The following is a 13,856-nucleotide window of genomic DNA, read 5'->3' as shown; positions in this document are numbered from 1 at the left end:
TAGAGGGCTGTTGATCATCATTCTTTCTCTTTACGTCTCTATGGAAGCCCATTACCTCACCGATTCTATCCTTGAAATTCCCAATTTCCTCTCGCACGCGGAGTGCGAAGAGTTGATTGCGCGGAGCGAGCAGCTTGGCTTTGCCGAGGCCGGCGTATTCACTGGCACGGGCACGCAGATGATGAAGGGTATCCGCAACAACTACCGCCTGGAGTACCCCGACGCCGCGCTGGCCGCTACGCTCTGGCACCGCCTGCGAGAGTTCCTGCCCACCGAAGCCGATGATGCCCCCGCCGTGGGTCTCTACGAGCAGTTCCGTTTCTACCGCTACGACGTGGGCGAGCGGTTCAACAAGCACAAGGATGGCCGCGTTCGACAAAGCGAGCAGGTAGCCAGCCGGTGGACGTTTCTGCTGTACTTGAACGAGGGTTTCGAAGGCGGCGAAACGGAATTTGAGACGCTTAGCGTGGCCCCGCGGCAAGGAGCGGCCTTATGTTTCCGGCACGAACTACGCCACAAAGGCTGCCCCCTACTTGCGGGCCGCAAGTACGTGCTGCGCACCGACATACTGTATTTTGGCCAGTAGCCTGGGCCCGGTGCCGCTTCCGGCATTATTGCTTTTCTTGCCGCTATGCTGAACGATTCTCTGGGCCGCATCGAGCAGTGGCTGGCCGCTAATGCCCCTCGTATCTTGCAAGAGTCGCTGAACCCGGGAGCCCCGGAGGCGCAACTTGCCAACTTGGAAACGGCCGTGGGCCAACCCTTGCCCGACGACTACAAAGCCCTGTATGGCCGCTACGATGGTCTTAATGAGGAAGCCGACAACTTAGGCAACTTCTTCTACGGCATGAGCTTTCTGCCTTTGACGGAAGTCCTGACCCACTTCCAGCACCGGCGCCAGTACCCGGCCGGGGCCGCGCTGAAGCAAGTTGGTCCCGGCCTGAAAGCCACCAATCAGCTGACGCCTTCTTGGCTGCGCCTCGGTTTCGATGGGGCACATACCTGGCTGTGCGTAGACCTCGATCCGGCCCCGGACGGTATCTATGGGCAAGTCATTCTTGTGGATGAAGAATATGAAACAGCCTTTCGCGTGGCCGATTCCGTGACGGCGTTGCTAGCCGACTTCGCCCAGGACTTGAAGCAAAACCTGTACGAACTGGACCCCGACGCCGAGGAAGAAGGCAACCATTTTTTAGCCGTCGATGCCATTATCGACTTGGTAAATTGGCAGCGGGCCGCGCGTTGGCAGACAGCTCTCAACCTGTAATTCCGACAAGCTACATTTCCAATGCTAACGCATCCTTTCTGGGGCACGGTAACTGAAGACTGGGCCGGGCTGGCCGCTGAGCACCCCGTTATGCTACCCTTCTTCGAGAAAGAAGTCACGGTTTTCCTGGGCGAGGAGCTGTTCGAAGAAGAGGACGAATATAGCCTCACGCCCGCTCAGCTCGACGAATACGCCGACACGTTGCGCGCCTTCCTAGCCCACGCCCCGCGCCTCGTGGCCGACATCAAGCAACGGAGTTTCGAGCGGTACCTGGAACTGTACGCTTCTCATTACGAAGACCCCGCGCAATCAGGCGCATCGGCCCTGGGCCTCACCACGGCTGAGCAGCATTTCTCTTACTTGCAGGATGCAGGCTACCTCCGCATTACCGGCAACCACACCCTGCGCCTATCCATCCACTACGGCCTCGACTCGGAGCACGGCCTGGAAATCAAGTTTGAAAACAACGTCTTGGTGGATATCGGCGGCATCGCCGAAACCTGATGCAGCTCAGTGTTATGTCGGAGTTTCGTTGCTTCTAGAACAGTCATACAGAGGCGGAGCATCTCGCTAGGGTGGTAATTCATAATTAACCCACGTTGGGGACTAGCCGCGTAGCGGTTGAAGACTTGTAGAACACCCGGCCTAAAATGCCACTGCGCCGCGTAGCGGTGCCAGAAGCGCCAGCCGATCTGGCACCGCTACGCGGCGCTGTTCCCCGAACCGACTAGAGGCTACAAACCTGTCGCCGCTACGCGGCTACTCCGCAATATGGGTTGATTACCTCCACAACGTCAGTACGCGAGATGCTTCGGCTCCGCCTCTGCATGACCGCACTGCTTATCCGATATCTGTCTGCAAAGCCATATAATACCGTTGGCAAACCACAGTTTTCTTTCTCTTAATGAATATACTACCACAACAAGAGGTGCATTGGGTGATACAGCAGAACCTGATGCCGCCCAAAACCCTGCTGGCGTTTCGGACGGCTTTTGCTGAGCATTCGATTTCCTACGAAGAAGTGGTATCGGTTCCTTTTTCCCGGGAGTTGCCCGCGTTGCGCAAGCCGGAAGCCCGTTGCGTGTTTTACGGCTCCACCACGCTGCTTCTCAACGCCTACCGCTCCCCCACGTATGCTGCCGGGGTGTTTTATGATGAAGCAGCTTTCACGGTGGCAAACTACTTGGCGCGGTGGCCCACCCGCCTGCTAAACCACGATACGCAGGTGCAGACCTTAGCCAGCTTCGTGGCTCTGCCGCACGCCGCCGACACGCGCTGGTTTGTGCGACCCAATGACGACACCAAAACCTTTGCCGGCCGGGTGCTGTCCTTCGCCGAGCTGCGGGAGTGGCAGCAGCAGCTAGCGCAAGTACCCGATGCTGACCTGACGCCGGATTCGCTCCTAGCCTTCAGTTCGCCCAAAACCATTGAGAAGGAATGGCGGCATTTCATCGTCGGTGGCCAAATCGTTTCTTCGGCGCGCTACCAGCTGCACGGGGAATTGAGCGTTTCCAGCACCGATATTCCTGCTTCCCTGCTGGCTTTCGTGGCCTACTGCTGCACCGCCTACCAGCCGCACGCCGTCTTCGTGCTCGACACGGCCCTCGCCAATGGGCGCTACGCCATCGTGGAGTGCAACTGCTTCAATGGCACCGGATTTTACCAGACCACGGAAATTGCCGATGTTGTGGTGGCGGTTACCCGGCTGCTCCAGCAACAGTAGTTTGATGTGAAACCTAATGCCTTTACTTACTGCACCGCGTTTCAGCGGCCATTCCGGGCTCACTAGCCGCTTGTTAGCTTGTTCTTTCGGTTCGTTCGCAGTCAATATCTCGCTCCATGCCCACGCCTGACCTTCGCCTCTTCGGCATCCGCCACCATGGCCCCGGCAGCGCCGCCAGCCTCGTGCACGCGCTCAACGAGTTCCGGCCCGACATCCTGCTGCTCGAATGCCCCGCCGATGCCGAAGCCACCCTGGCCGCCACCCGCCCCGGCCTGGTGCCGCCCGTGGCTTTGCTGCTCTACAATCCCAAGCAGCACCAGCAAGCCTCTTTCCTGCCCTTCGCCACCTTCTCGCCGGAGTGGCAGGCCATCCACTGGTGCCACCAGCACGGCGCCCACCTGCGCTGCTTCGACCTGCCTGCAGCGTTGCGCTTCGGAGTGGCCTCACCCCCTAGCCCCCTCTCCTTCAGAGAGGGGGAACTAGCTACTAGTTCTAGTGTAGAAGCAACCGGCGAAGATCAGTCGATAGAAACACCCACGGAGCAACTAGAGCCAGAAAAAGAACTAGAGCCAGAAGAAGAGCTGGAGCTAGAGAAAGAACCAGAGCTAGAAGAAAATCTAGCAGCTAGCCCCCCCTCTCTGAAGGAGAGGGGTCTAGGGGGTGAGGCCCCCCAGCGCGACCCTATCTCCTACCTGGCGGAGCTGGATGGCTATGCCGATGGGGAGCGGTGGTGGGAGCTACGGCTAGAACACGCGCCCGGCCACGCCGATACTTTCGCGGTGGTGTTGGACATGATGACGGCGCTGCGCGAGGAACTGTCCCTGCCCGAATCGGAGGAAACCCTGCTTCGAGAGGCCTTCATGCGCGAAACGCTGCGGGCCACTTTGCAGCAGGGCTACCAGCGCGTGGCTGTGGTATGTGGGGCCTGGCACGCGCCGGTGCTGCGCCCCGAGCTGCTCAAGAAAGAAGACAAAGCCCGCCTCAAAGGCTTGAAGAAAGTATCCACTGCCGCCACCTGGATTCCCTGGACCTTCGAGCGGCTTTCCTTTGGCTCCGGCTACGGTGCGGGCGTGTTGTCGCCGGCCTGGTACGAGCTGCTGTTTGAAACGCCCCGCGCCGAGGTTGTAACGCACTGGATGGTGCGCGCCGCCCGCCTGCTGCGCACCCGCGATCTGGACGCTTCAGCGGCCCACGCCATTGAAGGCGTGCGGCTGGCCGAAACCCTGGCCGCGGTGCGCGGGCGCGAGTTGCCAGGCATCGAGGAGTTGCAGGAAGCTGCGGTGGCCATCTTGGGCGGCGGCTATGAGGAAGCTTTGAATATGGTGCAACGCGAGCTGGTGGTAGGCGAGCGGCTGGGCGAGATTCCCCCGGACACGCCCGCCACGCCCTTGCAGCAGGACCTCCAGCTCTTGCAGAAAGCCACCCGCCTCAAGCCCGAACCCACCGCCAAGACCCTGGACCTGGACCTGCGCAAGGAGTTGGACCTAAGCCGCAGCCACCTGCTCCACCGCCTGCGCCTGCTCGATGTGCCCTGGGGCGAGCCGCGCCGGGCGCAGGGCAAAGCCGGTACCTTCCACGAGCTGTGGGAGCTGCAATGGCAACCCGAATACGCCCTGAACGTGCTCGATGCCGGCCGCTGGGGCAATACCGTGCTGGCCGCCGCTGCTGCCCGCAGTGCCGCCCGCGCCGCCGAAGCCCCCGACCTCGAAACCGTAAGTCAGCTGCTGGAAGAGGCTCTGCAAGCCGACCTTGGCCCGGCCATTGGCACGCTCGTGACTCGCCTCGAAACCCTTTCGGCCGGCACCCGCGACGCCACGCACCTGCTGGCCGCGCTGCCGCCGCTGGTGAACGTGCTGCGTTACGGCAACGTCCGCCGCACCGAAACCACCCAGGTAGCCACCGTGGTGCATCACCTAGTGCCGCGCCTGTGCATCGGGCTGCCGCAGGCTTGCACCGGCCTCGACTACGAAGCCTCCCGTCAGCTCCTGCCCCGCCTCGAAGCCACCCACCAGGCATTGCGGCTGTTGCAGGATGAAGCGCAGGAAGCAGATTGGTACGCGGCTCTGGGCATCGTGCTGCGCAATCCGGCCTCCTCGGGCTTGCTGGCGGGCATGGCGGGTCGTTTGCTTTTCGATGCCCGGCAGCTGGATGCCGAAGCCGCCGCTACGGCCCTCGGCCTGGCCCTGGCTCCCGCCCAGCCCACTGAGTACGCCACGGCCTGGATAGAAGGCTTCCTCAGCGGCAGCGGCTTGCTGCTCCTACATCACCGCCCGCTCTTCGATTTGCTCGATACGTGGCTCGGCCAGCTGCCCGAAGACACGTTCCGCGAAATCGTGCCCCTGCTGCGCCGCGCCTTCACCGATTTCAGCCTGCCCGAGCGTCGCCAGCTGCTGGACCTCTCCCGCCAAGGCCAGCAGCCCACGGCCACTCTCACCGCCGCAGGAGAAACCGATTTCGACCTTGAACGGGGTTTGCGGGTGCTGCCCCAGTTGCGAGAGCTGCTGGGCTTGGCGGTTGCCGCTGACCAGCCAGTAGTCTAATATGCTGTATCCTCACCTGACCCTGGACGCCCACGAGGTGCTGCTCTACGCCTACTCCGATGGCTGGACGGAACGTCTGCTCTGGGCCACGCTAGTGGTAGATGAGGGCTTCAACTACTACGCCACGCTGCACTACTACAAGCCGCAACGGCAACAAAGCACCGAGCACGAGCATCGGTTTTGCGACCAACTGCCGGCAGCTGCCGCCCAGGCCATAATCGCGCTGCTAGCCCGGCCAGACGTTGGCGGCCTAGCGGATCGATATCTGTCTTATTTCGATGATCTGGGCAGCCGGTTTTTCCTGCTCAAAACCCCGACGGGTGAGCGGCGCATTGAGGTGGAAGAGCCTTATGGGCGCGGCATTCCTGACACTCCAGGCCCACCCGCCACAGGACCGGAACAGGCTTTGCTGGCAGTCCGAGCCTGTCTGGACGATTTAGTACTTGACCTTTACAGAGCCGCCCTGGCCCCGCCGCGCATATTAGGAGCCGGCTAACGAGGACGAACAAGACCTTCAACCCACCTAGAAATCGGCTAAACCGCTGCAATTCTTACTCTACGCATACTCCCAAAGCCATGCCTACGCCCGCGCCGCCGCATTTTCCTTACAACCCTAACGCCTACGCGCTGGGCCTTATCGAAACCAAGTCCATCGTGTGTGAGTGCTGCGAGCAGCAACGCTCCTACGCCTACACGGGCCCCATCTACAGCGTTGAGGAGGTAGCCGATTTGTGCCCGTGGTGTATTGCGGATGGCTCGGCGGCCCAAAAATTCGAGGCCGAATTTCAAGACTGGGCTTCCATCGAAGGCAACTCCCCCGACCCGGCCGTTCCGCCCACCACAGACATCGACCTGGCCGCTATAGACGAGGTGATACACCGCACGCCGGGCTACAACTCCTGGCAGCAAGGCGTTTGGCTCACCCACTGCCACGACTGCTGCGCTTTCCTAGGCTACGCCGGATCCGAAGACGTACGGCCTTTGCTGGAAGAAATAAAACCCGACCTGCAAGCCTTCGGCGGCGCAGAGCATGTGCTGCGTTATTTGTCGCGCGATGGCAGCGTAGTAGGCTACCTATTCCAATGTCGCCATTGCCAGCAGCACCGCCTACACATTGATGTGGATTGATAAGCCGCGTGTGCGTCAAGCCGTAAGCTCCTAGCCACAAGCTGCAAGCACGAAGAACTAACCCCTAAGCCACAAACACCACCAACTAAGCACCAAGCACTACCATCTAAGCACTACCCCTTAAGTACTAATGAGCGAAACCACTGCCACCCGCTGGAAACTTGTACTTGGCTCGGCTGCTGATGCCGACAACCAACTCTCTTTCGATGCCGACTACCAGGGCATGGACCAGGTGCTGACCGCCCTCTACGATGGTGAGCGAAAGGCAGGCCTAGGCGGCTCCGCGCCGCGCGTGAGCCGCTGGCTGGGCGACATCCGCACGTATTTTCCGTCGGAAGTGGTGGCCGTGATGCAGCGCGACGCCATGGACCGCCTGGGCTTGCAGCGGCTGCTGATGGAGCCCGAAATCCTCCGTACTGTGCAAGCCGACGTGCATTTGGTGGGCACGCTGCTTTCTTTGAGCCGGGTGATGCCGCAGAAAGTGAAGCACACTGCCCGCGAAGTGGTGCTGAAAGTGGTGAAGGAATTGGAGCAGAAACTCGCCAACCCCTTGCGCCAGGCCGTGCAGGGCGCCCTAAGCCGGGCCGTGCGCAACCCGCGCCCCCGTTACCGCGAAATCGACTGGGCCTCCACCATCCGGGCCAACCTCAAGCATTATCAGCCGGCCCAGCGCACCATTATTCCGGAGAAGCTGGTAGGCTTCGGGCGGCGCGGGCAGGCGCTCAAGGAAATCGTGTTGTGCGTGGACCAAAGCGGCTCCATGGCCTCGTCGGTGGTGTACGCGGGCGTGTTTGGGGCGGTGCTGGCGTCCATTAAGGCGGTGAAAACGCACATGGTGGTGTTCGATACGGCCGTCGTGAACCTGAGTGAAAACCTGCAAGACCCCGTGGATTTGCTGTTCGGTGTGCAGCTCGGCGGCGGCACCGACATCAACCTGGCCCTCGGCTACTGCCAGCAGCTCATCACCCGCCCCACCGATACCATCCTGGTCCTCATCAGCGACTTGTACGAAGGCGGCAACGAGCGAGAAATGCTCAAGCGAGCCGCCGCCCTGCGCGCGGCCGGCGTCACGGTAGTAGCCCTACTGGCCCTCGCCGACGATGGCGCCCCGAGCTTTGACCGGGGCGTGGCCGAGCAGTTTGCCGCGCTAGGCATTCCCAGCTTCGCCTGCACGCCGGCTCAGTTTCCAGAACTAATGGCGGCGGCCATTCAGGGGCAGGATTTAGCGGCGGCTTCCCCAGCGGCCCGGTAGCTTACGAAACCAGCCGAGCCGCTGTACCGGCTTTAGCGGTAGCCGGTGGCGTCGGCGGGTTTGCCAGGGGCCTTTACTTCGCGCAAGTAGCGCCAGCAGTCCGGGCGGGAGCCATCCAGGTCCGTGAAGCCGTGCACCTGCGCCTGAAATCAGCCAGCCGGACCAGCGTAATTCGTTGCGCATCGCTGGGCAAAACCAGCTGATTGACATACTTGCGGGCCTCTAAAGCACACGTATATGCAGGAATTTGCGGGCTATTGCCGGGTTGAGGTGGTCGACAGCGAGCTGGATTTGACCTTCCCAATGGTGGTTCTGTACCCAACCCGCACGCCCGCTGCAGCCACCAGCGTGGGGCTCTATACCTTGGATGTAGCCCCGGACGCGCCGCTCCGAGAAGGCTTGTTTCCGGTGGTGCTTATTTCGCACGGCAGCGGCGGGTCGGGGTTGGTGTACCGGACGTTGGCTCACTACCTGGCCCGCCACGGGTTTGTGGTTGGGCTGCCGGAACATCCTTTCAACAACCGCGACAACAACACCTGGGCCGATACCGCCCAGAACCTGACGGCCCGGCCGCGTCATTTGCAGTTGGCCCTCAACTACTTGTTTGGGCACCCCAGCTTCGCAGCTTCCCTCAAGCCCGACACAGTGGCCCTCATCGGCCATTCCATGGGCGGCTACACGGCTCTAGCGCTGGCCGGTGGTGTTGCTACTTCTATTCCGAGCAAATCGGCGAACAGGCAAGCGCAGCATATTCCTAGCGTGACGGACACGAGAGTGAAAGCCTTGGTGCTACTGGCACCGGCCACGCCGTGGTTTTGGGCACCGGAAGCTCTCCGCAACGTCACGGTGCCCATTTTACTGCTCGAAGCGGAGAAAGACGCTCTGACCTCGCGCGAGCATGGGCAAATCGTGCTGAACGGGGTGCCGGATAAGGGCAAGATTGAACACCGGGTGGTGGAAAACGCGGGGCATTTCTCTTTCCTAAGTCCTTTTCCCGAGGCCAGAATCAGCCCAGCGTTTCCACCTTCTCAGGACCCGCCCGGCTTCGACCGGGAGCGTTTTCACGAGGAGCTACACGCGGAAGTCCTGACCTTTCTGACGCGTCATCTATAAGTCCGCGGCTAGCAGGACAGCGTTAGTCGCATCCTGCTAGCAGCCAATGCACTGCGAGAAGTTTAGAGTGTATAGGATGCGGGCTCCCAATAGAGCAAGCAACTCAACCGTCGACCTTACAAAACAGGGCATTTACTGTTAGTACGCCGGACCTAAACCAAACGCCATGAACAATTCGCTTCAGCAAGCTACGGACGCCATTTATGCCTACACCTACGGCATGGACACCAACAACTGGCAACACGCTACCAGTCGGTTTGCGGCAGAAATTGAGGTTGATTACAGTCAGGTAGGCGCCCCGAAGGCCAAGATGTCGAACCAGGAGTTGCAGGACTTTTTGCGGGGCCTGCTGGGTAAGCCTGAATTGCGGGTGCATACCGCTATTTCGCAGATTCTGGCCAATCCGACTGATCCTACTGAGTTCATTGCCTACTACTCGGTCCGGCATTACAAGGGGACTCCCGGCCAGGCCGAAAGCTTCTTTGTTTTCGGCTGGTATGCGTACCGGTTGCAGGAAGGCAACGTGACGAGCCTAACCATTCACGTCCAGGCTCTGGAAGGCAACCCGGCCGTGCTGGCCTGATGTAGAGTTACAGCAGTCAGCGGCCCGGGAGTGGCGAATTGTAGCTTTGGTTGTTGTATTTTCTGCTTTCAATCTAGCTCTCAGTGCTATGAACCCTCCTACTGACTGGCTCAGCATCGCGCAACGCCTGCAAGCTTTGGCGCAAGCGGGCCTGGCCTACAACCCGAATGAGTTTGATGCGGAGCGTTACCGGGAAGTGCATGAGCTGAGTATGCAAATGCTAGCCAACCTGACGGGCGAACCAGTAGGCCAACTGAGCGCCTTATTCGCGGCCGAAATCGGCTACCCCACCCCAAAAGTGGACATACGAGCCGTGCTTTTTCGGGGCACCGATGAGATTCTGCTGGTGCAAGAAAAAGTCGATGGCCTCCGCTGGTCGTTGCCGGGCGGCTGGGCCGACGTGGGCTATACTCCTTTTGAGGTGGCAGTGAAGGAAGTGCGGGAAGAAACTGGCTTGGAAACCCAAGCGGTACGCTTGCTGGCCTTATTTGATAAAAAACGGCACCCGCACCCACCCCAGCCCTGGTACGTGTACAAAACCTTCGTTTTGTGCGAGGTGGTTGGCGGCACGTTGCAAACCGACACGACGGAAACCGCGGGAGTACGCTGGGTGCACCGGACGGAGCTGCCCCACCTGCCGCTATCCACCGACCGGGTAACGCAAACCCAACTGGAGCAGCTACTGGACTTTGCCTTACACCCCGATTTGCCGACCCTTTGCGATTAAGACCTCTAGTGCCTCGGTGATTAGGTGATTGGGTGAGAAGTCCGCCGCTTCCGGCACGGCCCACGTTGCCGACCTCACTTTGGACAGTCCCGACCTGGCTTCGGACAGTCCCGACCTGGCTTCGGACAGTCCCGACTCGGCTTTGGACGCTCACGACCTGGCTTCGGACGGTCACGACTCGGTTTCGGACATCCAGGACTTCTCTTGAGACACCCCCGACATAGCTTCCGACGCTGCCGACATGGCTTCCGACACGGCCGATTTGCCTTCCGACATTCCCGCCCCCGTTTCCCACACGGCTGACCTATCTTCCGAGGCTCCCGACATGCCTTCCGACACTCCCGACGTGGCTTCCGAGGGCTCGACAAGTATTCTTACCCGCTTCTCACTTCCCATGCAACAACCTGCCAAAGCCTTCCGCGTACTCTACCGTCACGGACTACACCCGGCTTTTCGACTTGCCGGCTCCCGCGCACCCACTGTCACACGCAACGACTTGGCTAAGTGCCAGGACTTGCCGCGGGCGACGACGCCGGTGATATAGCAGCTCTACCTGCCGCTATCCACCGACCGGGCAAGGCGAACCCACCTGGAGCAATGCGGGATTTCGCCCAACCTCCCATTTGTCAACGCTTTGCGCTTGAACTTGCATAGCCTTCTCAGACCGTCAGACTTCGAATAGTTTCTATTACGCCCCCTGCTCGTATGCGCCTGCAACGCTTCACTCCGGCTCCGACACTAGCGGGCTACCTGGACGCAATTTGGGCGTTTGAAGAACCTCACGGCGTCCCGCCTGATGAGCTGAACCTGGGCGTGCCAAATGGCAAAGGCAAGCTGCTGCTGCCATTCCAAGGCAGTCTCACCATCCTACTCTCCGGCGAATCAGCCCGCGTTCTTCCCGAAGCCACGCTCTCTGCCGTTGGAGTGCTGGAACGGCCGGTAACCCTGCACGCGACGGGCGCGGTTGGGTTGTTAGGAGTTGATTTCAAGCCAGGAGCCGCGCACCATTTCTTCCCGGTACCCATGCACGAGCTGACGGGCCGGGTGCTGCCGGGCTCCGACCTGCTCGGTGCTGCTGGCCATCGGCTGCAACAAGGGCTGGCCGAAGCCCCGAACATAGCGGCTCGTATTACGCTTATCGAAAACTTCCTTCTAGCTCGCCTGACGCTTTCTTTGTCCTCTAACCCTCATTGGCTCGTACCCTACGTCACAGCCGAGTTGCAGCGGTCCGCGGGCCAGATCCGCATTGAAGAGCTGGCCCGTAAGACTGGCTTTTCCCGCCGCTACTTAGCCCAGCGTTTTGCGGAGCAAGTTGGTGTAGGGCCCAAGACATTAGCCCGTATTCTACGTTTTCAGCGTTTTTACCGGGCCTTGGCGGGCCGGCAGAATAACGTGGATTTCTACGAGTGCTACCACGACCAAGCTCATTTCATCAAGGAGTTTCGACACTTCGCCGGCCATACTCCCGCCGCCTACACGCGGCAGACCAATACTTTCGGGGAGTTATTTTACCAGTAGCGCAGTTCCCATTTCTACAATTTTCCGTTTGTGAAGCCCGGTAGGTTTGTCTGGTTGAAACCAACGAACAAGCTACTATGCAACTACAAGGGAAAATTTGCCTGATTACGGGGGCCACGGGTGGTATGGGCGAAGTTACGGCCGAGGCGCTGGCGCGTGCAGGAGCTATTACGGTCCTCGTGGGCCGCAACGCCGAACGGGGCCAAGCGGCGGTGGCACGTATTCAGCAGGCAACCGGCAACCAGCAAGTGGAACTGCTGCTCGCCGACCTGTCCTCGCAAGCTGCTATTCGCCGCCTGGCCGCGGAGTTCAGCGCCCGTCACCCGCGCCTCGATGTGCTGGTAAACAACGCTGGTGCCGTTTTCAGCAAGCGCGAAACAACCGTGGATGGCATCGAAAAAACCTTTGCCCTCAACCATCTAAGCTATTTTTTGCTGACGCACTTGCTGCTCGACCGGCTGCGGGCCAGCCCGGCGGCCCGCGTCATCAACATCTCATCGGCCACGCACCAAGCGGCTAAGGCCAGCGAGGTTACGGACTGGCAAAGCGCCCGCTCCTACTCCATGATTCAGGCCTACCACCGCTCCAAGCTGGCTAACTTGCTGTTCACGTACGAACTGGCCCGCCGCCTGCATGGCACCAGCATCACGGTAAATGCCGTGAAACCAGGTTTCACTAAAACCGGCCTGGGCCAGCATAGTGGTGGACTAACGAGCCTGTTTTTGCGCCTGGTGTCGGCCCTGATGGCTCAAAGCGCCGAGAAAGGCGCGGAAACCGCCATCTACCTGGCTACGGCCCCGGAAGTAGCGGCCGTAACCGGCAAGTACTTCGACCGTCAGCAGCCCATAGAATCGTCGGCGCTGTCGCACGATGCGGTTCTTTCCGAGCAGTTGTGGCAGCTCAGCGAGCAGCTCACTCGCGTAACCACCCAGTAAACAGCGCGAAGCCGACGACTATGGCTACACTCGCTGGGTTTCGGCTCTACTCCGGTATCCGCATGGAAGATTCCCGAATCAGCACGTCGGGTTGGAGCACGATGCGGCGGGGCGAAAACCGGCCCGTGGTATCATTCACCATATCCAGAAACAGCCGCACCGCCGACTGCCCCATTTGCTCGCAGCGCTGGTCGACCGAGGTGAGGCGCGGCTCAGTGAGGGAGGTGAAGGTTTCGTTGCTGAAGCCGGCCAGGGCAATGTCCTGCGGCACCCGAATGCGGCGCTCCTTGAGCACCTGCAAAGCCCCAACGATGGAAAAGTCGCTGGACGAGAACACGGCATCGGGCGGGTTAGACAGACGCAGCATCTGGTTCATGCCCTCCGCTCCTTCCTCCAGAGTCATGTCGCAGGTGAAAATCAGGTCCTCGTCAATAGGCAGGCCGTAGGTGCGCAGGGCGTCGAGGTAGCCTTGCTGCCGGTGCTTATAGATGTTGAGGTGCTGCGGGCCGGCGAAGTGCGCAATGCGGCGGTTGCCCTGCTCGATGAGGTGGCGCACCACTTGGTAGGCGCCTTGGTGGTCGTCGAGCACGACGGCGCTGCCGTGCAAGCCCTCCAGCATTCGGTCGAAGAACACCAGCGGAATGCCGCGCTTGTGCACCTTCTCGAAATGGTGGGAATCGTGCGTGGTGCGCGCTAACGACACCAGAATACCTTCCACCTGGGCATTGATGAGCGTGTCGATATTGTTACGTTCACTGGCCACGTCCTCGTTCGACTGGCACATCATCACGTTGAAACCAGCTTTGCGGGCCACCTTTTCGATGCCGTGCAGCACCGACGAGAAGAAGTGCCCGTCGATGTGGGGTACCATCACGCCAAGCAGGTTGCTACGGCCTTTGCGCAGGCCCGCCGCCAAGTGATTGGGTTGGTAGTTCAGGTCTTGCGCCAGTTGCCACACCCGTTTTCTAGTGGCTTCGCTGATGCTGGTATGGTTGCTGAGCGCGCGCGAAACGGTGGAGACGGACACGTTAAGCGCCTTAGCCAAATCGGTAATAGAAGCCCGAGTGCGT

The 13,856-nt window shown here is 60.4% G+C and carries 16 protein-coding genes; 15 read left to right on the top strand and 1 reads right to left on the bottom strand.

What is annotated here, in order from left to right:
* Positions 1 to 40: 40 nt before the first annotated feature.
* The 15 genes from ACYSMN_RS04080 (at position 41) to ACYSMN_RS04010 (ending at position 12,786) form a co-directional block, all read left to right on the top strand.
* Positions 41 to 586, top strand: coding sequence for a prolyl hydroxylase family protein (locus ACYSMN_RS04080; protein ID WP_488922571.1), 546 nt, complete (start codon positions 41 to 43; stop codon positions 584 to 586).
* Positions 587 to 631: 45 nt separating this feature from the next.
* Positions 632 to 1,267 carry an SMI1/KNR4 family protein gene (locus ACYSMN_RS04075; RefSeq protein WP_488922570.1) on the top strand — a complete coding sequence of 212 codons (636 nt, stop codon included), beginning with the start codon at positions 632 to 634 and terminating at the stop codon, positions 1,265 to 1,267.
* 21 nt (positions 1,268 to 1,288) lie between these two features.
* Complete coding sequence (locus ACYSMN_RS04070; protein ID WP_488922569.1) at positions 1,289 to 1,771, top strand: DUF6985 domain-containing protein; 483 nt, start codon at positions 1,289 to 1,291, stop codon at positions 1,769 to 1,771.
* 400 nt (positions 1,772 to 2,171) lie between these two features.
* Positions 2,172 to 2,990 (top strand): ATP-grasp domain-containing protein, encoded by an 819-nt coding sequence (locus tag ACYSMN_RS04065; RefSeq protein ID WP_488922568.1) that lies wholly within the window; start codon positions 2,172 to 2,174, stop codon positions 2,988 to 2,990.
* A gap of 116 nt (positions 2,991 to 3,106) precedes the next feature.
* A complete protein-coding gene (locus tag ACYSMN_RS04060) occupies positions 3,107 to 5,530 on the top strand; it encodes a DUF5682 family protein (RefSeq protein WP_488922567.1) in 2,424 nt (807 codons plus the stop codon).
* Between the two features lies 1 nt (position 5,531).
* Positions 5,532 to 6,026, top strand: coding sequence for a hypothetical protein (locus ACYSMN_RS04055; RefSeq protein ID WP_488922566.1), 495 nt, complete (start codon positions 5,532 to 5,534; stop codon positions 6,024 to 6,026).
* Between the two features lie 80 nt (positions 6,027 to 6,106).
* Positions 6,107 to 6,658 carry a CbrC family protein gene (locus tag ACYSMN_RS04050; RefSeq protein ID WP_488922565.1) on the top strand — a complete coding sequence of 184 codons (552 nt, stop codon included), beginning with the start codon at positions 6,107 to 6,109 and terminating at the stop codon, positions 6,656 to 6,658.
* A gap of 130 nt (positions 6,659 to 6,788) precedes the next feature.
* Positions 6,789 to 7,910 (top strand): VWA domain-containing protein, encoded by a 1,122-nt coding sequence (locus ACYSMN_RS04045; protein ID WP_488922564.1) that lies wholly within the window; start codon positions 6,789 to 6,791, stop codon positions 7,908 to 7,910.
* A gap of 237 nt (positions 7,911 to 8,147) precedes the next feature.
* Positions 8,148 to 9,023, top strand: a complete 876-nt coding sequence (locus ACYSMN_RS04040) for an alpha/beta hydrolase family protein (protein WP_488922563.1) — start codon at positions 8,148 to 8,150, stop codon at positions 9,021 to 9,023.
* A 166-nt stretch (positions 9,024 to 9,189) separates the two neighbouring features.
* A complete protein-coding gene (locus tag ACYSMN_RS04035; protein ID WP_488922562.1) occupies positions 9,190 to 9,606 on the top strand; it encodes a nuclear transport factor 2 family protein in 417 nt (138 codons plus the stop codon).
* Between the two features lie 88 nt (positions 9,607 to 9,694).
* Positions 9,695 to 10,333: an NUDIX hydrolase gene (locus ACYSMN_RS04030; RefSeq protein ID WP_488922561.1), complete on the top strand. Its 639-nt coding sequence runs from the start codon at positions 9,695 to 9,697 to the stop codon at positions 10,331 to 10,333.
* Between the two features lie 79 nt (positions 10,334 to 10,412).
* Positions 10,413 to 10,541, top strand: coding sequence for a hypothetical protein (locus ACYSMN_RS04025; protein ID WP_488922560.1), 129 nt, complete (start codon positions 10,413 to 10,415; stop codon positions 10,539 to 10,541).
* Between the two features lie 33 nt (positions 10,542 to 10,574).
* Positions 10,575 to 10,877 (top strand): hypothetical protein, encoded by a 303-nt coding sequence (locus tag ACYSMN_RS04020; protein ID WP_488922559.1) that lies wholly within the window; start codon positions 10,575 to 10,577, stop codon positions 10,875 to 10,877.
* 161 nt (positions 10,878 to 11,038) lie between these two features.
* Positions 11,039 to 11,851, top strand: coding sequence for a DUF6597 domain-containing transcriptional factor (locus ACYSMN_RS04015; RefSeq protein WP_488922558.1), 813 nt, complete (start codon positions 11,039 to 11,041; stop codon positions 11,849 to 11,851).
* A gap of 77 nt (positions 11,852 to 11,928) precedes the next feature.
* Positions 11,929 to 12,786: an SDR family oxidoreductase gene (locus tag ACYSMN_RS04010; protein WP_488922557.1), complete on the top strand. Its 858-nt coding sequence runs from the start codon at positions 11,929 to 11,931 to the stop codon at positions 12,784 to 12,786.
* 46 nt (positions 12,787 to 12,832) lie between these two features.
* Here ACYSMN_RS04010 and ACYSMN_RS04005 read toward each other — a convergent pair whose 3' ends face one another.
* Positions 12,833 to 13,831 carry a LacI family DNA-binding transcriptional regulator gene (locus tag ACYSMN_RS04005; protein ID WP_488922556.1) on the bottom strand — a complete coding sequence of 333 codons (999 nt, stop codon included), beginning with the start codon at positions 13,829 to 13,831 and terminating at the stop codon, positions 12,833 to 12,835.
* Between the last annotated feature and the right edge of the window lie 25 nt (positions 13,832 to 13,856).

The sequence above is a fragment of the Hymenobacter sp. M1-2 genome, assembly GCF_057808495.1.
Note: the sequence above shows the minus strand (reverse complement) of the source record. Positions and strands in the feature narration are given on the sequence as shown.

Coding starts and splice junctions, on each gene's coding strand:
- ACYSMN_RS04035 (WP_488922562.1), top strand. CDS start 9,190: ATGAACAATTCGCTTCAGCAAGCTACGGACGCCATTTATGCCTACACC.
- ACYSMN_RS04050 (WP_488922565.1), top strand. CDS start 6,107: ATGCCTACGCCCGCGCCGCCGCATTTTCCTTACAACCCTAACGCCTAC.
- ACYSMN_RS04055 (WP_488922566.1), top strand. CDS start 5,532: ATGCTGTATCCTCACCTGACCCTGGACGCCCACGAGGTGCTGCTCTAC.
- ACYSMN_RS04020 (WP_488922559.1), top strand. CDS start 10,575: ATGGCTTCCGACACGGCCGATTTGCCTTCCGACATTCCCGCCCCCGTT.
- ACYSMN_RS04030 (WP_488922561.1), top strand. CDS start 9,695: ATGAACCCTCCTACTGACTGGCTCAGCATCGCGCAACGCCTGCAAGCT.
- ACYSMN_RS04070 (WP_488922569.1), top strand. CDS start 1,289: ATGCTAACGCATCCTTTCTGGGGCACGGTAACTGAAGACTGGGCCGGG.
- ACYSMN_RS04010 (WP_488922557.1), top strand. CDS start 11,929: ATGCAACTACAAGGGAAAATTTGCCTGATTACGGGGGCCACGGGTGGT.
- ACYSMN_RS04045 (WP_488922564.1), top strand. CDS start 6,789: ATGAGCGAAACCACTGCCACCCGCTGGAAACTTGTACTTGGCTCGGCT.
- ACYSMN_RS04075 (WP_488922570.1), top strand. CDS start 632: ATGCTGAACGATTCTCTGGGCCGCATCGAGCAGTGGCTGGCCGCTAAT.
- ACYSMN_RS04065 (WP_488922568.1), top strand. CDS start 2,172: ATGAATATACTACCACAACAAGAGGTGCATTGGGTGATACAGCAGAAC.
- ACYSMN_RS04080 (WP_488922571.1), top strand. CDS start 41: ATGGAAGCCCATTACCTCACCGATTCTATCCTTGAAATTCCCAATTTC.
- ACYSMN_RS04040 (WP_488922563.1), top strand. CDS start 8,148: ATGCAGGAATTTGCGGGCTATTGCCGGGTTGAGGTGGTCGACAGCGAG.
- ACYSMN_RS04015 (WP_488922558.1), top strand. CDS start 11,039: ATGCGCCTGCAACGCTTCACTCCGGCTCCGACACTAGCGGGCTACCTG.
- ACYSMN_RS04060 (WP_488922567.1), top strand. CDS start 3,107: ATGCCCACGCCTGACCTTCGCCTCTTCGGCATCCGCCACCATGGCCCC.